Below are 22,437 nucleotides of genomic sequence, written 5' to 3'. Positions count from 1 at the left end.
ACCGCGACTTTTTTGATCCCTAAGTTTCCTGGATTTTCACTCAAAAGAATTGCTTTCATGCCCAAGAAAATTTTTTAATATACTTTTGCACTTCCAAAGTTTGATATAAAAGGTATGTTGTATACCGAAAAAGGAGCTTCGGTAAGCAAATAAAAAACTGATTATGGCTAAGAATTTAGTAATTGTTGAGTCCCCGGCTAAGGCAAAAACCATTGAGAAATTTCTGGGTGCAGATTATAAGGTGGAGAGCAGTTACGGCCATATTGCAGATTTGCCCAAAAAGGAACTGGGTGTTGATGTGGATGGTAATTTCAAACCTAAATACATCGTAAACAGCGATAAGAAGGCAGTTGTCAAGAAACTTAGGGACCTTGCCAATAAATCAGAAATGGTCTGGTTAGCAAGTGATGAGGACCGGGAGGGTGAGGCCATTGCGTGGCACCTTGCGGAAGAATTGCACCTGGACAAAGCCAAGACCAAGCGTATCGTTTTTTCTGAAATTACCCAGAAAGCCATTTTACGAGCCATTGAAAACCCCAGGGATATTGACTATAATTTAGTCGATGCCCAACAAGCGCGAAGGGTACTTGACCGACTGGTAGGTTATGAAATTTCGCCAATACTATGGCGTAAGGTAAAAGGCGGACTATCAGCCGGCCGTGTACAATCGGTTTCCGTGCGTTTGCTTGTAGAACGGGAGCGGGAGATTCGCGATTTTACGGCTGAGGATTATTTCAGGATTGATGCGGAATTTGCCAATGGGGATGGGAAAACTTTAAAAGCCAAGATCCCTAAAAACCTGGATACAAAAAAGGAAGCGGAAGAATTGCTCAATGCAAACGCAACAGCTACTTTTAAAGTTGAGGCACTTACTAAAAAACCCGCAAAAAAGAATCCGGCGCCACCGTTTACGACTTCAACACTGCAACAGGAAGCCTCGCGAAAGCTTTATTTTTCGGTAAGTAAAACCATGAACATGGCACAGCGCCTTTATGAAGCTGGTCTTATTACATACATGAGAACCGATAGTGTAAACCTTTCCCAGGATGCTAAAACTGCCGCGGAAAAGGAAATTTTATCGGCTTATGGTAAAGATTTTCATAAAGAACGCAATTATAAGGGCAAGAGCAAGGGCGCGCAAGAAGCGCATGAGGCGATACGTCCCACAGATTTCAGCAAACATTCGGTCAATATAGAGCGGGATCAGGCGCGTCTGTATGAATTGATATGGAAACGGGCCATTGCCTCACAAATGAGCGAAGCAAAACTGGAACGCACCAATGTGCAGATTTCCTCTTCAAACCATCCTACCAACTTTACCGCTAACGGTGAAGTGATAAAATTTGAAGGTTTTTTAAAAGTATATCTGGAAGGAACAGATGATGAGGATGATGAAGAAAGCGGAATCCTGCCTCCGTTGAAAGAAGGTGAAACGCTGAATAATCTATTTATCAGCGCCACCGAACGCTTTACACGCGCACCCTATCGCTATACGGAAGCTTCGCTTGTAAAAAAACTGGAAGAGCTCGGCATCGGTCGTCCTTCTACCTATGCGCCTACAATTACGACCATTCAAAACAGAAAATATGTCGAAAAAGGCAATATAGACGGTACAGAGCGGGAATATGTGCAATTGATACTGAAAAAAGGGAAAATAAAGGAAAAAGAACTTAGCGAAAAAGTGGGTTCAGACAAGGGAAAACTGGTACCTACCGATGTGGGAATGGTGGTTAATGATTTTCTTGTAAACCATTTTAAGAATATACTGGACTATAATTTTACCGCTAAGGTAGAGCAGGATTTTGACGAGATCGCCGAAGGAAATGAGGACTGGACTAAAATGATGAAGGACTTTTACAAAGACTTTCATCCCAATGTACAGGACGTGGCAGAAAATGCCGACCGTGAAGTAGGGGAGCGCATTCTGGGTAAAGACCCTAAAACAGGAAAACCTGTAAGCGTACGTTTAGGCAAATACGGCGCGATGGTGCAGATAGGAAGTGTGGAAGATGAAGAAAAACCGCTTTTTGCAGGTCTGGGTCCAGACCAACAGTTAAACACCATTACGTTTGAAGAAGCAATGGATCTTTTTAAATTGCCTAAAGACCTGGGTGAATTTGAAGACGAACCGGTAGCGGTAAACAATGGCCGCTTCGGCCCGTACGTTAAGCATGGCAAGAAGTTTATATCACTTCCCAAAGGTAGGGATCCGCTTGACGTAGAGCTTAAGGAAGCCATAGAGTATATTAAAGAAAAGCAGGAGGCAGATGCCCCTATTTATCATTATGATGAAAAACCAGTACAAAAGGGCGTAGGTCGTTTTGGCCCCTTTATTAAGTGGGACGGTATGTTTATCAATGTCAATAAAAAGTATGATTTTGATAACCTAAGCGAAGAAGATCTTATCCAGTTGATTGAAGATAAGAAGCAGAAAGAAATAGATAAGATCATCCATAATTTTGAAGAAGAGGGAATCCGTGTAGAAAAAGCGCGCTGGGGTCGAAGCAACATTATTAAGGGAAAAACAAAAGTTGAATTACCTAAAACCGTAGACGCAGCAGCGCTTACATTAGAAGAGGTCAAGGATATCCTGGCCAAAAAAGCGCCCAAGAAAAAAGCGGCAACCAAGAAAAAAGCCCCGGCCAAAAAGAAAAGCGCAGCCAAGAAAGCTCCGGCTAAAAAGAAAGCAGCCGCAAAAAAAACTACACCGAAAAAGAAATAATCTATGCCATTTGAGAACCTGGTACCGGTCGCTGATGCAGTGGTTGCGCACGCGCCCTTATTCCATAAGCAAAGCCTGGGCAATACCATTAGGATGCACACTTCTCAGGAGGGTATGCCCTCCCTTGATGAAGTTAATGTGGCTATAATAGGATTGAGGGAAAACAGGGGCATGATGGATAATTTGGCTGAAAAGCCAGATTTTCAGTCTGTACGGAGCGCTATTTATGGTTTATTTGCTGGAAATTGGCACACGGTAATCGCAGATCTGGGGGATATTGATAGTGGAAACTCGCTTGAGGATACTTATTTTGCCATTAAAAAAATTACCGAAAGTCTCTTTAAAATGGATATTATACCCATTTTTCTGGGCGGAAGTCAAGATTTGTCCTACGCGATCTATCGCGGTTACGATAAACTTGATCAGATGGTCAATTTTGTGAATGTTGATAACCGTTTTGATCTGGGCGATAGCAGCAAGCCTATGAGCAATACCTCTTACCTGGGCAGGATTATCGTTGACAAGCCTTATAATCTTTTCAATTATGCCAATATAGGCTATCAGACTTTTGCCAATAGTCAGGAAGAAATCGAACTGGTGCAAAAGCTGTACTTTGATGCCTACCGGCTGGGGGAGGTGGTACCTGATATTTCGCTGGTAGAACCCGTACTTAGGGACGCAGATGTTGTGAGTATTGACCTGGGTGGTATAGAAAGCGCCGCGCTGGGGCATATGCACAAGAACCGTCCTAACGGACTGAACGGAAGGGAAATATGCGCTGTCGCGAGGTATGCTGGTCTCAGTGACCGGGTAAGTAGTTTTGGTATTTTTGAATACTGCCAGATGAGCGATTCCCAGACCGCAGATGCGCTGGTGGCACAAATAATATGGTATTTTATAGAAGGCGTCAATTATCGAGTGGATGAACTGGTTCCAGAACGGCGCAAGGGTTTTCTACACTATACCGTACCTGTGGAGGATGAGGTGCTTAGTTTTTACAAAAGTGACCGTACCGGGAGATGGTGGATAGAAATCCCCTTTTTGCAGGGACTCAATAATAAATTGAAAAGGCATACGTTATTACCTTGCACGTATCAGGATTATGTGAACGCCTGTAATCAGGAAATCCCGGAACGCTGGTTTAAGGCCAGGCAAAAAAATGAGTTATAAACCGTTGAATATACTAAGACTAAGGGGAATTTATAATTAAAAAATTGTGTATTAAATTTTTTATAAATAGGTTTACGGCCTCAAATCTAGTATTTAAATTATCTACCTATGAAGAAGTTTATTGCATTTATTGCGATGATAAGCTTGTTGACTAGCTGTGGTCGTAGTGATCGTGGCGAACTTGTAGGCGCCGAGGGCAAAAAATGGAACTCTGAGAAACCATACGGTATGACGCTGGTTTCTGGGGGTGCTTTTATCATGGGAAAAAGTGACGATGATATTGCCAATGTTAAGGATGCTCCTACAAAAACAGTAACAGTTCGTTCCTTTTACATGGATGAGACTGAAATCACCAATTCCGAATACCGTCAGTTTGTAGACTGGGTAAAAGATTCTATTATTCGTACGCGTTTAGCTGTGTTTGCCGATGAGCTTGGAGAAACTCCAGGTAATGGTGGTATAGGGGAGTATTCCTTTCTCAACAATGATCCTGAGGAGATGAGTCCCTATGACCGCTATATGTACGATAACTATTATAGTTTCAGTGAAGATTATACAGGTAGAAAACTTAATAAGCGTATTGACCTTGTAGAAGATCCTCAGGATTATCCTGATGAGTATTATGTTGAGGTAATGGATAGTATGTATATTCCATTAGAAGAAGCATATAATGGTCACCGTACCGTAGATGTAGATAAACTTGATTTTAAATTTACCTATCTTGATGTTGAAGAAGCCGCTCGCCAAAAAAATGGAAGCCGCTCAGACTACATTCGTACCGAAACCGTTAATATTTATCCTGATACTACCGTATGGATCAAGGATTTTGCATATTCCTATAATGAGCCTATGCATAATGATTATTTCTGGCATACGGCCTATGATAATTACCCCGTTGTGGGCGTAACCTGGGAACAGGCAAGAGCGTTCTGTAACTGGCGTACATTATACAAGAACTCCTATAAAAAGAGCCGTAATCAGCAGCAGGTTAACCGTTTTAGACTTCCGAGTGAAGCAGAATGGGAATATGCTGCCCGTGGAGGCCTGCAAGGCGCTACCTACCCATGGGGAGGTCCTTATGCTAAAAATGACAGGGGATGTTTTATGGCCAATTTTAAACCTTTGAGAGGGGATTATGCGGCAGATCAGGCACTTTATACCGTAGAGGCTGATTCCTATAACCCTAATGATTATGATCTATATAACATGGCCGGTAATGTGGCAGAATGGGTAGAATCATCTTACGATCCCAATTCTTACGAATATATGTCAACAATGAATCCCGATGTTCCAGATCCTGATAACCAGCGTAAAGTTGTGCGTGGTGGATCCTGGAAAGATGTTGCCTACTTTCTACAGGTAAGCACAAGGGATTATGAATATGCTGATTCCGCTAGAAGTTACATCGGTTTTAGGACCGTACAGGATTATCTAGGTGTGGATAATGATATTAGCATGAACAGAAGATAATACACTAAATTCCCAAATATAGTTGTACTTAATCAATTCAATTACTTAAACTAAATTTTTAAAACATGTCAAAAAAAGGAAATATTTCAATCACCAATTTCATTTATGGAATGGGAGCTGCTGTGGTAATTGTTGGGGCTCTTTTTAAAATTCAACACTGGCCTTACGGTTCCCTGATTCTTACTATCGGGATGATTGTGGAAGCTTTGGTATTTGCCTATTCTGCTTTTGAAAGATCTCAAAATGATCTGGACTGGTCATTGGTTTATCCTGAACTTGCGGGTGGTGCTGTCGTTAAGAAAAAGGAGGTCATCAAGGAAGAAGTAGTAGAAGCTGACGGATTATTGTCTAAAAAGCTTGATAATATGTTGAAAGAAGCTAAAATAGATGCTCAACTTATGGAAAGCCTTGGTAAAAGCATCCGTGGTTTTGAAGGTGCTGCAAAAGGAATCGCCCCTACTGCAGAAGCTATGTCTTCTACACAGCGCTACAGTGAGGAAATGTCCCTTGCCGCTGCACAAATGGAATCTCTTAATGGCCTATATAAAGTTCAGGTCGAGACCGCTGGTCGTCAGGCTGCCATAAACAATGAAGTAGTAAACAATGCAGGTGTGCTTAAAGAACAGATGCAAAATTTAGCGACAAACCTTTCGTCCTTGAACGGGGTTTACGGAGGAATGCTTTCTGCAATGAACAAAAAATAAATTCTAAGAATAAAACGATAACCGTATTATTCACTAGAAAAATATAGACTATGGCAGGAGGAACTACATCCCCAAGACAGAAAATGATCAATCTCATGTATCTGGTTTTTATTGCGATGATCGCAATGAACGTAGATAAGGAGATTTTGAGCGCATTTAAGATTTTTGATATGAAATTCGCATCGTCAAACGCACGTTTGACTGATGAGAATCAATTGGCACTCGCTGGTCTCGAAGCAAAAGCAACGGAGCAGGCAGCCAAATATGAACCCCTTTTAGAGAAGGCTAAGAATGTAAAGACAATTTCTGATAATTTTTATTCATACTTAGGAACTATAAAAGATTCCTTGACTGAAGGTGTGGATACAAGCAGTTACGCGAACCTTGATAAATCATCAGTACTTGATGAGAGATGGTTTACTGGTGATGGCTATACTCAAAAAGGTGATGCTTTCTTAGCTGCATTAAACCAATATAAAGAGGATATGGCTGCTGCACTGGGACCAGAATTCAGTGACGTGAACAGGGCTGTCCAGTCAAGCTTTGATACGACACCTGTTGAAAATAAGGATGGTAAAGAAGTAGCGTGGTTAAAGTATAATTTTGAAGGCTATCCGCTTGCAGCGACAATTACCAGGTTCACACAGATGCAAAACGATATAAAGTCCAATGAATCTGAAGTTTATTCCTCATTATTACAGGGTCAATTAAGCAAAGATGTTTCATTGAGCAATTATGAAGCGATTGTGATTCCTGAAAAAACTGCATTCTTTTCTGGAGAACGCTTTAAAGGTAAAGTCGTTTTGGGGCGTTTTGACAACTCCCTCAACTTTGATAAAGTTGTTGTGAACGGAAATGAAATTAAAAACCTAAAAGCAGGGCAGGTTGTTCTTGATTTCCCAACAGGTAATGTGGGTACGCAAAAAATCACCGGTGAACTTGTCTATACGGAGGAAGGGGAACCAAAATCTATTCCCATTAGAAGTGAATATGCTGTTATCAACAGGCCTAATTCCGCAACGATTTCCGCAGATAAGATGAACGTTGTATATCGTGGAGTAGCAAACCCTATGACAATTAGTTTTGCAGGTATTGCAGATAATAATGTTTCTGCAAGTGCACCTGGATTATCTAAAGGAGGTAGCAGTAGTTATACAATGAGTCCTGGAAGTGGACGTGAGGTTACCATTAATGTTTCCGGTACGTTGCCCGATGGGTCAAAAGTGAGCGATTCTAAACAATTCCGTATAAAAGATATTCCACGACCAGTAGGTACGGTAAGGGGCGAGTCTGATATAATAAAGATGCAGAAGAATGCGTTAAGTATATCCACGATAGGTGCAAACCTGCCTGATTTTGACTTTGATCTTAACCTTCAGGTAACTGGATTTAAGGTCAATGTGCCAGGAAAACCTACCGTGCAGGTAAATGGTAGTAAAATGGATTCCAGGGCTAATGATTTGATAAGACAGGCACCCCGTGGTTCAACTGTTCAGGTTTTTGATATAAATGCAAAAATTGCAGGAAACAGCTCCTATTTATTGAAGCAGGTTTCTCCGGTTTTTGTTGAACTTACTAATTAAAATTATATGATAAGCATTAAGTATTCTTATATTCTTTCTGGTGTATTGCTTTTCGCAGGCACCGCGTTTGCTCAAAATAACATCCTGAATGCAAAGGCACCAGATGAGATGTATGTGCAGACTGAAGGTCAAATGCTTCTTGATAATGATAAGCCTTTGGACTATGGTTATGTCGATAGCCGTGATGTCCTCTGGGGGCGTAATGTATGGGAGACCGTTGATCTTGATGAGCGGGTGAACTTTCCATTGTATTATCCCATTGATACCAATAGTATAGGTGCAGATCGCCGCTCTCTTTATGATGTGCTGGTCAATGCAGCAAAGAAAGGAAAAATCGATCTGTATTCAGATTCTTATTTTAATGATAAGATTTCATTAAATGATATTTCTGCGGCAATGTCTAAAGTGGATACCACAGATCTTGGGGTTGAGCAGATAAACGCCGGTGAACAGCTTGATGAGCAATTTATCAATAGAAGGGACATTACAGCCGCTGATATTGAGCAATACTTTATAAGGGGCTACTGGTATTTTGACAAAAGACAAGGCGAACTTAAATATAGAATGATTGGTATTGCTCCAGTTGCTCCAGATGTTAACTTTATAGATGAAGAGAATCCTGTACTTGTACCTTTATTCTGGGTTTGGTTTCCAAAAGCGCGTCAGGTATTGCATGAAGCAAAAGTATTCAATCCTCAAAATTCGGCGCAACCGCTATCTTATGATCATTTGCTTAACAGTAGAAGATTCAGCGGTATGATTTACCAGATTGATAACATTCAGGGAGATAGGGAAATAAAGGAATATATGGCTGATAATTCATTGATGCAATTGCTGGAATCTGAACGTCTAAAAGATGAGATTCGCAATATGGAAAGCGATATGTGGAGTTACTAAAACTCGAGAATTCTTTATAAAAATGAACAAAAACGCCCTATTTTGGGGCGTTTTTTGGTTATAATACGTACTAATGGTTGAAATAGATTACATAGTTGTAGGTCTTGGCCTGGCGGGAATGGCTTTTTGCGAACAATTAACCGCTAACCATAAAGAGTTTTTGGTCATTGAGAGTGGGGGAGCTTCCGCGAGTCGGGTTTCTGGGGGCGTTTACAATCCCGTTATATTAAAACGCTACACACTTCCGTGGGAGGCAGAAAAGCTTATGGATATCGCGGTCCCTTACTATGAGCAGCTAACTAAAAAGCTTCAACTAAATGCGATGTTTCCTACTCCTGTGCTTCGGTTGTTCTCTTCTGCTGAAGATCAGAATAATTGGTTTGAAGCCCTTGACAAACCCGGACTTTCGAGATTTTTAAGTCCGAAGCTGGAAAGGGAACCTATTAACGGTATAGATTCTATTTTTCATTACGGAAGGGTTCGGGAAACTGGTCGCATTGATGTTCCTGCCGTTTTAGATGCTTATAAAGCGCATTTGATTCAAAAGAAACAATGGCTGGATGAAGTTTTTGAGCATGAGCAGATTGTTATAGAAAATGATCATGTGATGTATAAAAATTATCGCGCCAGATACATCGTATTTGCCGAAGGTTATGGCGTAAAAAAGAATCCGTTTTTCGCTAAACTTCCTGTAGTGGGTAACAAGGGGGAATATATTTTTATCAAAGCGGAAAAGTTGATCCTCGACGCCGCGCTTAAAAGTCAGTTTTTTATCATTCCGCAGGGCAATCAGCGCTTTAAAGTGGGCGCGACTTTTAATGGAAAAGATAAGGACAACAACCCAACACAAAGCGCACGGGAGGAAATCCTTCTCAAACTACGCAAGGTACTTACCTGTGAATTTGAAGTTGTTGATCAGGAAGCAGGAGTGCGTCCCACAACTGGCGACCGCAGGCCCTTACTTGGCAAACATCCCCATTATCCCAATCTGGCACTTCTTAATGGGCTGGGAACCCGGGGAATTATGATGTCACCCTATTTGGCCGGTTTATTATACGAGAATCTGGAAAATGGCATAAAGCTGCCTCAAACAGTGGATGTCATGCGTTTTCCTAAAAAATTTGAGAAGCGCTAAAGTCGATTTGATTTCAGAAGAATTTATTCTTTCTTTAAGTTAAGATGATTTTGCTTTTTCGGGATCGTATTTCATAAATATATTGATCCAAATATTTCTGGAAAGACGCATGATAAAAGGGAAAAACAGAACCAAAGTCCCAATAATTGCTATAAAAGAAGTCATTAAGCCACCGCCTAGAAAGAAATGGGCAATTACAAAAGCAGCGACCGCAAAAGCGATACCCACACCATAACTTACATACATGGCGCCATAAAAAAAGGATGGTTCAATCTTGAACTTTTGATTGCAGTGACTGCAGCGCTCGTGCATCTTAAGGGTTTGGGAAAGGTGATAGGGGTTAGAATTGATATACATATCGCCTTCATGGCAAACAGGGCATTTTCCCGTAAATATGCTGTAGAGTTTTGATCCTTTTAGAAAACGGGCCATAGGCTTTTATTTTATCTATCTAAACAAATGAAGATCTCATTGCCAGAAAGCACAAATTTAGGCATCTTTGCACAAAATAAGTAAGGGATGCGCTACAATATTAAAACCCTTGTTTATAGGTATTTAAATACAACATATGCTTAATATACATAATCTTTCCGTCTCTTTTCAAGGAGAATATTTGTTCAATGAAGTGACCTTTAGGCTCAATGAAGGGGATCGCATAGGGCTCGTGGGAAAAAACGGAGCGGGAAAATCTACCATGCTTCGCATAATCTCTGGTGAGCAGGAGTACGATACTGGTCAGATTGCGATGGAAAAAGACATCCGTATTGGCTTTTTAAAGCAGGATATCGATTTTGTGGAAGGCCGTACCGTTCTTGAAGAATCTTACGAAGCTTTTGAACTCATCAAAAAACTGGAAAAACGCCTGGAGGAAATAAATGTCCAACTGGCAGAGCGTACCGATTATGAGAGTGAGGGATACCATGACCTTATGGTAGAGCTCAGCGATGTACAGCAACAATACGAGATCCACGGCGGTTATAATTATCAGGGGGAGACCGAACGCATCCTGATGGGGCTTGGTTTTAAAAGGGAAGACTTTAATAAGCTTACAGATACCTTTTCTGGCGGCTGGCGTATGCGTATTGAGTTGGCAAAACTCCTTTTGCAGAACAATGAGGTTTTACTGCTGGATGAGCCCACAAACCACTTGGACATTGAATCTATCATTTGGATAGAAGGCTTTTTAAAGAGTTACACGGGTGCTGTCGCGATCGTTTCCCACGATAGGATGTTTCTCGACAATGTGACGAACAGGACTATTGAGATTTCCCTGGGAAGGATCTATGACTTTCCGAAGCCGTATTCAGAATATTTGGTCTTGCGTGAAGAAATGCGCGGTCAACAACTTGCAGCGCAGAAAAACCAACAAAAAGAAATAGATCAGACCGAAAAATTGATCTCAAAATTTAGGGCCAAAGCCTCAAAGGCGACCATGGCGCAATCGCTTATCAAAAAACTCAACCGTATGGATATCATAGAGGTTGATGAAGATGATAACAGCGTGATGACCCTTAATTTCCCCGTTTCTGTAATTCCTGGTAAAGTGGTTGTAGAAGCCGAAGGGATTTCAAAAAGCTACGATGAGAAGGAAGTGCTAAAGAATATTGACCTGTTTATAGAGCGCGATTCTAAAACAGCTTTTGTGGGGCAGAACGGTCAGGGTAAATCCACTTTGGCAAAAATTATGGTCGATGAGATTTCGCATAGCGGAAAATTGAAATTGGGCCACAATGTACAGTTGGGCTACTTTGCCCAGAACCAGGCGGATCATCTGGATGGTGCCAAGACGGTACTGGATACGATGATAGATGCTGCGAATGAAAAGAACAGAAGCCGCGTTCGGGATATTTTAGGTTCGTTCCTGTTTCGAGGGGACGAGGTTGAGAAATACGTGCGCGTACTTTCTGGGGGAGAACGCAACAGGCTTGCTCTGGCGAAACTGATGTTACAGCCTTTTAATGTGCTGGTGATGGATGAGCCCACAAACCACCTGGATATAAAATCAAAAAATGTACTCAAAGATGCCCTGCAGCGCTTTGAGGGAACGCTTATCATTGTTTCTCATGACAGGGACTTTTTACAGGGGCTTACCAAGACCGTTTATGAATTTAAAGATCATAAGATCAAGGAATACCTGGGCGATATAGATTTCTATCTAGAACAGCGCGCTGTAGAAAGTATGCGTGATATTGAGAAGCGTGACGTTCAGAAAAAAAGCGTTGCGCCTAAGCAGCAAGCAAAAAAAAACGTACAGCACGATCAGAAAAAATATAAGTCGCTTACCAATAAATTAAGCAATATTGAATCTGACGTGAACAAGCTGGAGCGGGAGATCAAGAAACTGGATGGTGAACTTGCGGCCAACTATGAAAAAACAGCTTCAAAGGATGGCTTTTTTGATACTTATCAGGCGAAAAAGAAGAAGGTGGAGCGCCTCATGGAAGACTGGGCAAAAATCTCTGAAGAATTGGAAGAATATGCTTAAAATTGGTCATTTTTTACCGATTTTAGTACAAATACGGTCCTTTTAAATGATAGAACATTTTTTTTCTTGTCCGCACTGTTGGGAAGAAATCTCCATGCTACTCGATCCATCAGTCAGCACCACGTATATTGAAGATTGTGAAGTGTGTTGTAACCCTATTGAGCTGCACGTCCGTTTTGAGGCTGGGGAATTAGTGCAATTTGATGCTACCAGTATAGAACAATAGACTGATTCTTGTTGTAGAAGACGTTTTCAGGCCTTTTTTCATGGTTTTTTAATGTTTAATCCCAGATTTTCTTTTTGATTTTCAGGGAATAGATAATTTTCACGGAAGTGAAAACAGCTTTTTTGGCAATTTATAAATGTTTTCCGGTTGAACCTTTTGCCGTATTTCCTCTTTCTAAAGATGCTAAATAGTTGTTTATATTATCTAATTTCCAGTGAGGTAGAATAATGTTGTGCAACGTAAGTTTGTACATGATTTACCTACTAAATAAAGAAGTAAATTCCCCTAATCAGTATTGATTTTATGGCTTCAATAAAAAATGTTATTCCAGCGCAAGCAACCGGTACCATCGTAATGGTAAGACCCGTGGCCTTTAGAATGAACGAGCAAACTGCGGTAAACAATTATTTTCAGGAAGACCTAAAGGTTAAAAACGCAGAAATAAACCGTAAGGCCCAGGCCGAGTTTGATGCCATGGTCAACAAGCTGAAAGATGCAGGTATTGAAGTACTCGTGCTCAACGACGATCTTGCTGAAGATACCCCTGATTCCATTTTTCCCAATAACTGGGTTTCTACCCACGCAAACGGCGATATCGCCATTTATCCCATGTATGCCGAAAACAGGCGAAGGGAAAGGCGGGACGCGTTCTTTATCTTGCTGGAAGAGCACGATTTTGAGATCAAAAATATCGTAGACTATACCAAGGCAGAAGAAGAAGGTATTTTTCTGGAAGGTACGGGAAGTATCGTTCTGGACCGTGCCAATGAAAAAGCATATTGTGCCCTTTCAGCGCGGGCAGATGAGGAACTATTTATCGAATATTGCGAGGAATTTGAGTATTTTCCAGTAGTTTTTAATGCTTTTCAGACTAAAAATGAAAAGCGTTTGCCTATCTACCATACCAATGTGATGATGTGCGTGGCAGAAGATTTTTGTGTGATCTGCCTGGAATGCATTGATGATAAGAAGGAACGTAAAAATGTGGTTCAGCATTTAAAAGATTCGGGAAAAGAGATCATTGCCATTACCGAAAAGCAACTGGAACTTTTTGCCGGAAACATGTTACAGCTTATGAATGAAAAGGGAGAGAAAATACTGGCGATGAGCCAGAGTGCACATAATTCCCTTAGTTCAGAACAAATTTCACGTATAGAAAAATACTGCAAGATCTTGAGCAGTGACCTCACCACCATTGAAACCTGCGGCGGGGGAAGCGCACGCTGTATGATGGCTGAAATTTTTCTGCCAAAGGTTTAGTTTTACTAATCCGCCAGGTTTAATCCTTTATTTTCTCAAAATCAAAGACGATTTCTGGTCCGCCGCCGGAGATTTTAGCCGTTAATTGACCGTTTTTAAGCGAATATTCCACTTTTTTAGGATATTTATTCTGTGGACTTTCAGCAGTAAAACCATCAGCATTTTGTTCAGTTACTTTAAAAATAGCGGGCTGCTCTTTAGGAGCGGTAACTTCGAGGTTCCAGGTATTTTCTTCTTTATATATTCTCAGGTCTTCCTTAAAAATGGTGTCGTTTTTCTCTAGCGTAAAAGCCATCCCGGTAAATTCCTGGTCAGCCGCTTTTTCCCAATGTTCATACGTTGATTTTCCGGCTTCTTCATTCGTACGTATCCATTTACCGGGGAATTTGTCGAAAAAAGGAGTGCTATTTTTATCAGATTGACAACTTATTGCTACTAGGAAAAAACTAAGTAAAACTATTTTCATAATTGCTTTTAAAAAAGAGTGTAACCAAAAATAATAGAAAATCCGCCATAATTAGAGTTATAGTAAATATAATCGCTAAGAACATTTCGGTTGAGGTCATATCTAAATTCAAGGCTATAGCTATCGCCATATTTAAAACCGGTACCAAGGGCAAAATTGTTACGCGATTTAATATCTAAAGGAATGCGATTTTTATAGATGAAAGTAGAATTAAATGGAAAATCAAGTATAAAAGATGCGTTTACAAAGATTTTTGAATCCTCATTAAGAAAAAAGTAGTGTCTTACCCCCAGCGGAAGCTCTATAGATTTATAATCTACGGAGGTTTTTGCTTCATCTATATCAGTCTCTGCGTTATAGGATTGATAAGTGGGCTCCAGTATGACCGCCCATTTATCTTTATTAAACGGTAGTATAAATTCACCTTCAAGACCTATCCTAAGGCTCCATTTCCTGTCAAAATCCACATTTATGGTAGGCAAGCCTATTGTTGAAAAGCGTTCATAATCAAGACTCGCGTTTTTAACTCCCGGCCTTATATTGAGATGAAAAATTTGCCGATCTCGTTTGGCAATCGTGTTTGAATAATCTGGATTTTGGCAAGTATTGTACTTAATAAAGAGCCGTTCCAGGTCAGAACTGATATATCTGAGGCGTTCTGCGTCATTAAGAGTGATCGAACTGCATTTTAAAGAACTGTAAAGCTCCTGCTTATAGGCTTCATTTTTCTTTATATCCTGACTGCCATCCATATATTCTTTGTAGATCAGCGCGGTTATGGGTTTTTCTTTTTGCTTATAAAAATAGCGGGTCAAATTGCCATCTTCATATCGATATAGCGAGGCATCGCCCTCCACCAGTACTTTTAAGAAAAGTTCATTTTCTACTAGTTGTGGCTGTCGGTTGTTATCTAATTGGTTAAGGGTATTTGATGAACGGTCTAAATTTACCGTCTCCCTAATGTATTTTAGTTTGTTTTCAAAAGCGAACTCCTTTGCGTATTTTAAAGTGATAATCTTTGGTTCCTCATTTTCCGCAGCTTTAAATTCGAACTTTGTAGGATTGTTTTTCCAGTCTTCATTTTTGATATAGCCATCTATACGCGTATCAAGATTAGAAATATAATATCCTTTTTCAAAAGTGATCTGGGCAAGGCTCATGAAGTTGAAAACCATGCAAAAAACCAGAATAAAAAGATTTTTCATGAAGTTCTGTTGTAAAAGATGAATTATAATCTGGGTTTGATCCTATTTGTCGCGCAATATAACGATACCGTCCATTTTAAGCTCCTTAAAGTCAATTTAATCGGGTAAAAAGCCTGATTTATAAGATATATCGATGAATTTCCAAAGTGAAAAATTGCAGAACATTTTCACCCTCAACAAAAAACCTGCGGTTTTACACTTAAAACCACAGGTTTAATATTAATAGTTGTGTTGTCTATTTCACCAGCGTAAAATAAGGGTCTTCATTAGTGTAGCGCTCCCAGATCTGTTCCCCATTGAGCCATATTTTGGTCTGAATTACGGCATTGCGCTTGCGCTCGTAGGAAACTTCTAAAGTATCGGTATCGTTTTCATCCCATTGAATGTAGGTGATGGGGGTTTCTTCGGTTTCAGAATAATTGGGAGTGATTCCAATTACATATTCATTTTCAACTTCAAAAATTTTATAATTTCTGGGACTATCAAGATTTCCGTCATAAACCTCCTGTTTTTCCCCGTTGATGAGGTAAAAAAGTTTGATCGTATCTTTTGAAAAGTGCTCGGGATTATCGGGATCAAGAAGATTTTCACCATCATCGTTGACCACCGTAAAACGTAAGCCAACATCAAAATTATATTGATCACTCGCATCATCATCACCTTCGCTGCAGCCGAGTGTGTTCATCAAAACTAAAATTAGGATTAGATTTTTCATGTGTTTATTTTGAGGATTAACAAATGATGTTTGCTTTTTCTTAAAATTAGGAATTAGGAATTAGGAATTTTTTTCTTAAAATTTCAGTCAGGCTTTATTCATTCTCTCGACGAACGCTCCCGTTCCTGCGTATCCCTTCTCCAAAACCAAAGATCAATGAACCATAGCAGGATCATAAGCACCATAAGCAGGCTTAGCGGAAGCGAAGTAATAATAAGCAGTTTTTGCATGGCGGTAAGCACATCACTATCCGCGCGAGCCTGGCCTAAAAGCACTATGGCTACCGAAAAAATCATCAGGATAATGCCCCATAGCGTGCGGTGTAATTTCCCGGGTTCGGGGCGTTTATCGGTAAACATGCTGAGTACATAAATCGCAGAATCTACCGATGTTACCAAAAAACTAACCAGTAATAAAATTACCACGCTATTCACGACAAATTGTAAAGGATAGTGTTCGAGGAACTTAAAAATTGAAGTAAAAACGTTGTCAAACTCCTGATTATAACCTCCCCATTCCTGTATCAATTGGAATGCTGAAGTACCAAACGTACTAAACCAGAAGAATGTACCTAAAGAAGGAATCAACAATACACCGATGATGATTTCACGTAGCGTGCGCCCTTGCGAAATACGTGCGATAAAAATACCGGTAAATGGTGCCCACGCCAGCCAGAATGCCCAGTAATAATACGTCCAGTCGGTAAGGAATGCCTGCCCAGGATCATAGTTTCCATAAGCGATACTCATGGGGACAAAATCAACAATATACCGGTAAAAAGCGGCAAAAAACTGTTCAAAAATGGTAAAAATATCACTTTGCAGCAATACAAAAAGCAGCAGTGCAACCGTAAGGTATATGTTCCAGGTAGACAGGTTTTTGATACCTTTCTCCACTCCGCTAAGCGCGGAAAGCAGGGCTAAAATACAAATGATGATCACTAAAATGATGATCACCGTATACTCCAACTTGTAGCCCAGTAAGTGATTTAGCCCTCCTTTTATTTGTGAAGCGCCCAGCCCCACAGCAGCGACCAGGCCAAATACGGTTGTAAGTATGGTAAGTACATCTACACCGTTAAAAAACGCTGTTGAAACCTTGCTATTTTTGTTTTTGAAAAGGCGTGCAAAACTACTACTGGTCGCCACGGGAAGTTTGCGTTTAAAAATGGCATACCCTATGGCAAGGGCAAAAATCGTGTAGAATGCCCATGCGGTAAATCCCCACTGGTAAAAAGTGAACTCCAGCGATATAATTTCCGCGGATGCGTCAATTTGCAAGGGCGGATTCAAAAACATATAAACCGGTTCTTGTACGGCACGCAGTAAAATACCCGCGCCCATGCCCGCACTATAGAGCATCGAGATCCAGGCTAAACGGTTGAAAACCGGCTTATCATCAGGTTTGCCCAGTTTGTAATTTCCCCAGCGGGAAATAGCGATAGCAATCAAAAGTAGAACACAAATAAGTCCCAGATAAAGGTAGAAAGCTCCAAAATAGGTGCGAACCCAGAGAGAAGCCGTTTCAATTGCATCGTAACTGGCCTGGGTAAAAAAATAGAAAGGAATACAGCAAAACAAGAGTAAAGCCAGAGGTATGCTCAACAGGGGATTTTGCCGAAGATAGTTTAGGTGTTTAATGTTTGCGGATTTTTAGGACTATAATTGGCAATATTACGTATCATTCCGTCAAAAATAAAATAATGAAACGGTAACATGGTATACCAGTAAAGCCTGCCCAGCAGTCCTTTAGGCCTAAAGGTGGCAGTTTGATGAAGTACATTTTTATCATCTATTTCCCATTCTAGCCACGCTTCGCCAGGTACTTTCATCTCTGCAAACAGCAATAAGCGTTTTTTTTGCTTATCGGCCAGGATCACCCGCCAGAAATCGAGCACGTCACCTTCAGAGATTTGAAAGGAATGTGTGCGGCCGCGCCTAAGGCCCACGCCGCCTATCATTTTGTCCATAAAACCGCGGATTTTCCACAGCAGATCAGCGTAATACCAACCGCGTTCTCCGCCTATTGCCCAGATATTTTCGAGCGCTTGTTGTGGATTTTCAAGTTTGTGGGTTTTCCGGTCTTTGACACAGCCATATTCCGGCACTTTCACATACTTTTTCAGATCGCTGCTAAAGCGGCCGCTTACCATACTGTCCTTCCAGCTGGAAACAACCTGATGCTGTTCAATCTTTTCGAAAGCTAGCTGTATGGCTTCGGCATAACTTATGGGTTCAATGTCTAGCATTTCCTGTAAACGCGTATCCCTGGAGATTACTTCGATGCGCATACTGTCCACAAGGTTGAGCGCTAGTTTATAGGAAGTGGAGGTCACGAAATATAACCAGTACGAGGAGATTTTCGGACTTAAAAAAGGTACGTCAACAATGGTCAGCGATAATTTCCGAATACGCGAATACTCGAGCATCATCTCTTTGTAGCTCAAAATATCTGGTCCACCAATATCAAAAGAATCGTCATAACATTCCTCTTTGCCCAAAACGCCGGTAAGAAAATGTAAAACGTTGCGTATAGCAATGGGTTGGCAGCGGGTTTTAACCCACTTTGGCGTTACCATTATAGGCAGTTTCTCGCAAAGATCCCTGATGATTTCAAAGGAAGAACTCCCTGATCCCACAATGATCGCCGCCCGAAGCACCGTAAGGTGACACGGACCTTCATATAAGGTTTTTTCAACATTTTTTCTGGATTTGAGGTGTTTGCTCAACTTTTCCTCATTTACGATCCCGCTCAGGTATATGACCTGTTTACATTGCGTAGGTTCAAGGTGTTTGTTGAAATTAATGGCAGAACGCTCCTCTTTCTCGTCAAAATCTGATGTAGAGGCACTCATGGAATGAATGAGGTAATAAGCGGCATCTATATCCCTAGGCAAAATGTCAGGTTGCGGCTCCTCGAGAAAGTCAATTTCAACAACCTCGATCTGATCCCAGATTTCCTGGTCTACAGATAGTCTTTTTTTATCGCGCACGGTACAGACCACATCGTGCCCCTTATCAAGTAAAAGTGGTAATAGACGCATACCAATATAGCCATTGGCTCCGGTAATAAGTATTTTCATAGCAAGGTTGAAGATAGCAATAAACCGGTCAAAAAGAGCTTAAAACGGACTAAAAACGTTTAATTATCACTAAATAAGAGTCTTTTTAATTGTAATTAGAGATCCTCTGGACCCAGGGGAAGATTTTCGGCCTTGTAATTCATTACTTTTTTGATGAATTTATGCGTGGCGCTGTCTTTTGCACGTGCCCTGATTTTTATAAAATATTCGTCCCGGTAAATGCTATATTCTTCGGCTTTGCCCTTATAGAGCGTGAGTTTGTAATAGGGTATTATGAGCGCATAAGATTCAAGAAGGGAGCGGAAACCTACAATTATACCCTGAGGCCTCATCTCAATATTACAGGTATTTACATAACTGTCAAGTATGAGAAGGTTGTTGATCTTAATGCTTGCGGAGGTTATAAAAAGTTTAGAAGATCCTATGCCTTTCATCTGGATACGCTCCCGAAGGGTAAAAGGTTTACCTACCTCATCTTCGATCTTTTTTTTTACGCTTGGGTTGTTATAGGATACGTTTAGCAGCATAGTATTTTCCGGTAAAATTAGCCATAAAAGGTTTGGTTTACAAGACGTAAGCCTATGAATTAATGGTCCTTTTAGCGTAATTTCAGCCAAAAAAAGGTTCAAAATCGGTGAATTTTGAACCTTTTTGAGTTGTATTTCCAATAAATTTAATCTTCCTGAAAATTGAGCGCGACCCCATTGATGCAATGTCTTTTCCCTGTAGTGCCTTTAGGTCCGTCATCAAAAACATGACCTAAATGACTACCGCAGTTGCTGCAATGTTCTTCAACGCGGGTGTAGCCCAACTTTTTATCGCTTGAGAAACTCACGTTGCCCTTGATCTCCCGATCAAAGGACGGCCAGCCCGTCCCACTGTCAAATTTATGTTTACTTTCAAAAACCGGGTTTCCGCAAGCGGCACAGGTGTAGGTTCCCTTTTTCTTGTTGTCCAGGAGATCGCTGGTAAAGGCGCGTTCCGTTCCACTTTGACGAAGTACGTTGAATTGCTGACCAGTCAGTTCTGCCTTCCACTCAGAAGCGCTTTTTTCAACGGGAAATTTTTCCTTTGTATTGTTTTGTGCATTCCCATTGCAACAGGTAAACAGGATAAGTGACATTAAGATCAGTATTTTTTTCATAGCTATTTTTAACAAAGTCTTCAAAGAACAAGCCAAATTGCCTTAATTGTGATTTTTTAACATGGATAGATATTGAGTTTCTATTAATTTAGGGGTGTAGCGTTAATTATTATTACTTAATCCATAATTGATGGCCATTCCTGCTAAATTGATATTTTATTTCTATTTTTATAACAGACTAACTAATCATACCACTTTTGAATCAAGAACGAATAATCATAGAAAACGTAGCTCCGCAATTACAAGGTGGGGCTTTTTTTATTAAACGAATAGTAGGCGAGATCGTAACCGTTACCGCAGATGTACTGGGCGATGGTCATGACGTGCTACAGGTAGAGCTTTGCTATAAGCAGGAAAAAGATAAGGATTGGCAGACCCAGCGCCTGCAACACTTAAAAAATGATAGTTATTCAGCATCATTTCACGTAGAACAGCAAGGTTTTTACAGCTACAAGATAAGGGGCTGGATGGATAATGCCCTCAACTGGCAGCATGGTATCGAGGCTAAGATAAAAGATGGACAGCATGTGAATAGCGAACTTCTGGACGGTATTCAATATCTGGATTCAGTTCTAAAAGATGTAGATAAGGAACAGAAAAAAACTCTTAAAGAAGCGAAAGCATTTTTTAAAAATCCAAAAAAATATGAGGAAGCGTGCAGGATCGCCGTTTCTGAAGAATTACATACAATATTCAAGCAGCACCCTACCCGCAACCATGCTGCGGAAAGCCAGGAATTACAAGTATATGTAGATCGTAAAAAAGCTGGATTTAGTACGTGGTATGAGTTTTTTCCACGCTCGGCAGCGCGGGAAGAAGGTCAGCACGGTACGTTTGAAGACTGCGAACGTTTGCTTCCCAGGGTTGCAGCCATGGGCTTTGACACGGTTTATTTCCCACCCATACATCCCATTGGGGAGGTGAACAGAAAAGGAAAAAATAATGCAACCGATGCACAAGAAGGTGATACCGGTGTGCCCTGGGCCATTGGTTCTAAAAAAGGCGGACATAAGGAAATTCACCCGGAACTGGGCAATGAAAAAAGTTTTAAGCATCTCGTAAAAGCAGCGAACGATCAGGGCCTTGAAATTGCACTTGACCTGGCCTTTCAGGCAGCGCCAGATCACCCCTACCTGAGCAAACATGAGGAGTGGTTCAAGAAACGTCCTGACGGAACCATGCAATACGCCGAAAATCCGCCAAAAAAATATCAGGATATCGTCAATTTCTATTGGGAGGGGCATGATTATAAAAAGATGTGGAAGGAGCTGCTGAGCGTGGCCATGCATTGGATCGATCTTGGGGTCAAGATTTTCCGGGTAGATAACCCGCATACCAAACCCTTTCATTTCTGGAACTGGTTTATTGCCGAAATAAAAGCAAAACATCCAGATGTGCTTTTTCTTGCCGAAGCCTTCTCGCGTCCCAAGATCATGCAGCAGTTGGCCAAGCAAGGCTACAGCCAATCCTATACGTATTTTACCTGGCGTACCAGTAAGCATGAACTAATTACATACATGAATGAGCTCACGCAGACCAACCAGAAGGAATACTACAGACCTAACTTCTGGCCGAATACACCAGACATTAATCCGTATCACCTGCAACACGCAAATGAAGCCCAGCACAGCATCCGTTATGCGCTGGCCGCGATGCTAAGTGGAAATATAGGCCTGTACGGCCCAGTATACGAATTCATGGAATCTGCACCCATGCCAAGGAAAGAGGAATATCTGGATTCAGAAAAATATCAGATACGGCACTGGGACTGGAACGGCGATAATCGTCTCATTCATCTCATCACGCGCATGAATTTCATACGTAGGGAAAATACGGCCTTACAACAAACCAATAATATCAGGTTTTGTACAGTTCACAATGAAGCATTGCTGGCATTTTACAAATGGGACGAAAAGCGGGAAAATGAGTTGCTTATTGTCATAAGCCTTGATCCTGATCAATCCCAGAGCGGTTACGTACAGCTCCCGCTGGAAGAATTAAAAATTTATGCGGGCTATCATTTGCATTTAAAGGATCTGGTAACCGCAAATCACTACACGTGGTACGATGAATGGAATTATGTGCAACTCAATCCAGATTTGCCCTTCCATATATTTCAGATTCACAAATAGTGTAATTATCGAACAGCCTGAATGCATTACAAACCCCTAAA

19 protein-coding genes are annotated in these 22,437 nt (G+C 40.9%); 11 read left to right on the top strand and 8 right to left on the bottom strand.

Annotation, left to right across the window (positions count from 1 at the left end; genetic code table 11):
- Nucleotides 1-163: 163 nt before the first annotated feature.
- The 7 genes from topA (at nt 164) to P162_RS04290 (ending at nt 9,681) form a co-directional block, all read left to right on the top strand.
- Nucleotides 164-2,722: a type I DNA topoisomerase gene (gene topA, locus P162_RS04320; protein ID WP_031426006.1), complete on the top strand. Its 2,559-nt coding sequence runs from the start codon at nt 164-166 to the stop codon at nt 2,720-2,722.
- Nucleotides 2,723-2,725: 3 nt separating this feature from the next.
- The gene (locus P162_RS04315; protein WP_031426005.1) at nt 2,726-3,892 is read left to right on the top strand and encodes a formimidoylglutamase; all 1,167 of its coding nucleotides are present in this window, start codon (nt 2,726-2,728) and stop codon (nt 3,890-3,892) included.
- Between the two features lie 108 nt (nt 3,893-4,000).
- Complete coding sequence (gene gldK, locus P162_RS04310) at nt 4,001-5,362, top strand: gliding motility lipoprotein GldK (RefSeq protein ID WP_031426004.1); 1,362 nt, start codon at nt 4,001-4,003, stop codon at nt 5,360-5,362.
- A 65-nt stretch (nt 5,363-5,427) separates the two neighbouring features.
- A complete protein-coding gene (gene gldL, locus P162_RS04305; protein ID WP_031426003.1) occupies nt 5,428-6,066 on the top strand; it encodes a gliding motility protein GldL in 639 nt (212 codons plus the stop codon).
- Between the two features lie 50 nt (nt 6,067-6,116).
- Complete coding sequence (gldM, locus tag P162_RS04300; protein ID WP_031426002.1) at nt 6,117-7,649, top strand: gliding motility protein GldM; 1,533 nt, start codon at nt 6,117-6,119, stop codon at nt 7,647-7,649.
- Between the two features lie 6 nt (nt 7,650-7,655).
- Nucleotides 7,656-8,546, top strand: coding sequence for a gliding motility protein GldN (gldN, locus tag P162_RS04295; RefSeq protein ID WP_081868375.1), 891 nt, complete (start codon nt 7,656-7,658; stop codon nt 8,544-8,546).
- Between the two features lie 73 nt (nt 8,547-8,619).
- Entirely contained in the window at nt 8,620-9,681 is a 1,062-nt protein-coding gene (locus P162_RS04290; RefSeq protein ID WP_031426000.1) for an NAD(P)/FAD-dependent oxidoreductase, read from the top strand.
- 39 nt (nt 9,682-9,720) lie between these two features.
- Here the strand turns inward: P162_RS04290 and P162_RS04285 are convergent, their stop codons facing one another.
- Nucleotides 9,721-10,113 (bottom strand): DUF983 domain-containing protein, encoded by a 393-nt coding sequence (locus P162_RS04285; protein WP_031425999.1) that lies wholly within the window; start codon nt 10,111-10,113, stop codon nt 9,721-9,723.
- A 136-nt stretch (nt 10,114-10,249) separates the two neighbouring features.
- On the opposite strand from P162_RS04285, the gene P162_RS04280 reads away from it, so the two are divergent.
- The 3 genes from P162_RS04280 to ctlX all read left to right on the top strand — a co-directional run bounded on the left by P162_RS04280 (nt 10,250) and on the right by ctlX (nt 13,652).
- Complete coding sequence (locus tag P162_RS04280; protein ID WP_031425998.1) at nt 10,250-12,166, top strand: ABC-F family ATP-binding cassette domain-containing protein; 1,917 nt, start codon at nt 10,250-10,252, stop codon at nt 12,164-12,166.
- Between the two features lie 46 nt (nt 12,167-12,212).
- Nucleotides 12,213-12,392: a CPXCG motif-containing cysteine-rich protein gene (locus tag P162_RS04275; protein ID WP_081868374.1), complete on the top strand. Its 180-nt coding sequence runs from the start codon at nt 12,213-12,215 to the stop codon at nt 12,390-12,392.
- Nucleotides 12,393-12,695: 303 nt separating this feature from the next.
- On the top strand, nt 12,696-13,652 hold the full coding sequence (ctlX, locus tag P162_RS04270; RefSeq protein WP_031425997.1) for a citrulline utilization hydrolase CtlX: 957 nt from the start codon (nt 12,696-12,698) through the stop codon (nt 13,650-13,652).
- Nucleotides 13,653-13,671: 19 nt separating this feature from the next.
- Here ctlX and P162_RS04265 read toward each other — a convergent pair whose 3' ends face one another.
- The 7 genes from P162_RS04265 to msrB form a co-directional block, all read right to left on the bottom strand.
- Nucleotides 13,672-14,118 carry a DUF6265 family protein gene (locus P162_RS04265; protein WP_031425996.1) on the bottom strand — a complete coding sequence of 149 codons (447 nt, stop codon included), beginning with the start codon at nt 14,116-14,118 and terminating at the stop codon, nt 13,672-13,674.
- An 8-nt stretch (nt 14,119-14,126) separates the two neighbouring features.
- Nucleotides 14,127-15,323: a hypothetical protein gene (locus P162_RS04260; RefSeq protein WP_051907773.1), complete on the bottom strand. Its 1,197-nt coding sequence runs from the start codon at nt 15,321-15,323 to the stop codon at nt 14,127-14,129.
- A gap of 235 nt (nt 15,324-15,558) precedes the next feature.
- Nucleotides 15,559-16,038, bottom strand: coding sequence for a hypothetical protein (locus P162_RS04255; protein WP_031425994.1), 480 nt, complete (start codon nt 16,036-16,038; stop codon nt 15,559-15,561).
- A 98-nt stretch (nt 16,039-16,136) separates the two neighbouring features.
- Entirely contained in the window at nt 16,137-17,642 is a 1,506-nt protein-coding gene (locus P162_RS04250; protein WP_241077728.1) for a BCCT family transporter, read from the bottom strand.
- Nucleotides 17,643-17,665: 23 nt separating this feature from the next.
- Complete coding sequence (locus P162_RS04245) at nt 17,666-19,120, bottom strand: SDR family oxidoreductase (RefSeq protein WP_031425992.1); 1,455 nt, start codon at nt 19,118-19,120, stop codon at nt 17,666-17,668.
- A gap of 95 nt (nt 19,121-19,215) precedes the next feature.
- Nucleotides 19,216-19,647: a hypothetical protein gene (locus P162_RS04240; RefSeq protein ID WP_031425991.1), complete on the bottom strand. Its 432-nt coding sequence runs from the start codon at nt 19,645-19,647 to the stop codon at nt 19,216-19,218.
- 146 nt (nt 19,648-19,793) lie between these two features.
- On the bottom strand, nt 19,794-20,264 hold the full coding sequence (msrB, locus tag P162_RS04235; protein WP_031425990.1) for a peptide-methionine (R)-S-oxide reductase MsrB: 471 nt from the start codon (nt 20,262-20,264) through the stop codon (nt 19,794-19,796).
- Between the two features lie 197 nt (nt 20,265-20,461).
- On the opposite strand from msrB, the gene P162_RS04230 reads away from it, so the two are divergent.
- Nucleotides 20,462-22,396, top strand: coding sequence for an alpha-1,4-glucan--maltose-1-phosphate maltosyltransferase (locus tag P162_RS04230; RefSeq protein ID WP_031425989.1), 1,935 nt, complete (start codon nt 20,462-20,464; stop codon nt 22,394-22,396).
- Nucleotides 22,397-22,437 lie beyond the last annotated feature (41 nt).

Source organism: Flavimarina sp. Hel_I_48 (genome assembly GCF_000733945.1).
Lineage (GTDB): Bacteria > Bacteroidota > Bacteroidia > Flavobacteriales > Flavobacteriaceae > Leeuwenhoekiella.
Note: the sequence above shows the minus strand (reverse complement) of the source record. Positions and strands in the feature narration are given on the sequence as shown.

Coding starts and splice junctions, on each gene's coding strand:
- topA (WP_031426006.1), top strand. CDS start 164: ATGGCTAAGAATTTAGTAATTGTTGAGTCCCCGGCTAAGGCAAAAACC.
- P162_RS04315 (WP_031426005.1), top strand. CDS start 2,726: ATGCCATTTGAGAACCTGGTACCGGTCGCTGATGCAGTGGTTGCGCAC.
- gldK (WP_031426004.1), top strand. CDS start 4,001: ATGAAGAAGTTTATTGCATTTATTGCGATGATAAGCTTGTTGACTAGC.
- gldL (WP_031426003.1), top strand. CDS start 5,428: ATGTCAAAAAAAGGAAATATTTCAATCACCAATTTCATTTATGGAATG.
- gldM (WP_031426002.1), top strand. CDS start 6,117: ATGGCAGGAGGAACTACATCCCCAAGACAGAAAATGATCAATCTCATG.
- gldN (WP_081868375.1), top strand. CDS start 7,656: ATGATAAGCATTAAGTATTCTTATATTCTTTCTGGTGTATTGCTTTTC.
- P162_RS04290 (WP_031426000.1), top strand. CDS start 8,620: ATGGTTGAAATAGATTACATAGTTGTAGGTCTTGGCCTGGCGGGAATG.
- P162_RS04285 (WP_031425999.1), bottom strand. CDS start 10,113: ATGGCCCGTTTTCTAAAAGGATCAAAACTCTACAGCATATTTACGGGA.
- P162_RS04280 (WP_031425998.1), top strand. CDS start 10,250: ATGCTTAATATACATAATCTTTCCGTCTCTTTTCAAGGAGAATATTTG.
- P162_RS04275 (WP_081868374.1), top strand. CDS start 12,213: ATGATAGAACATTTTTTTTCTTGTCCGCACTGTTGGGAAGAAATCTCC.
- ctlX (WP_031425997.1), top strand. CDS start 12,696: ATGGCTTCAATAAAAAATGTTATTCCAGCGCAAGCAACCGGTACCATC.
- P162_RS04265 (WP_031425996.1), bottom strand. CDS start 14,118: ATGAAAATAGTTTTACTTAGTTTTTTCCTAGTAGCAATAAGTTGTCAA.
- P162_RS04260 (WP_051907773.1), bottom strand. CDS start 15,323: ATGAAAAATCTTTTTATTCTGGTTTTTTGCATGGTTTTCAACTTCATG.
- P162_RS04255 (WP_031425994.1), bottom strand. CDS start 16,038: ATGAAAAATCTAATCCTAATTTTAGTTTTGATGAACACACTCGGCTGC.
- P162_RS04245 (WP_031425992.1), bottom strand. CDS start 19,120: ATGAAAATACTTATTACCGGAGCCAATGGCTATATTGGTATGCGTCTA.
- P162_RS04240 (WP_031425991.1), bottom strand. CDS start 19,647: ATGCTGCTAAACGTATCCTATAACAACCCAAGCGTAAAAAAAAAGATC.
- msrB (WP_031425990.1), bottom strand. CDS start 20,264: ATGAAAAAAATACTGATCTTAATGTCACTTATCCTGTTTACCTGTTGC.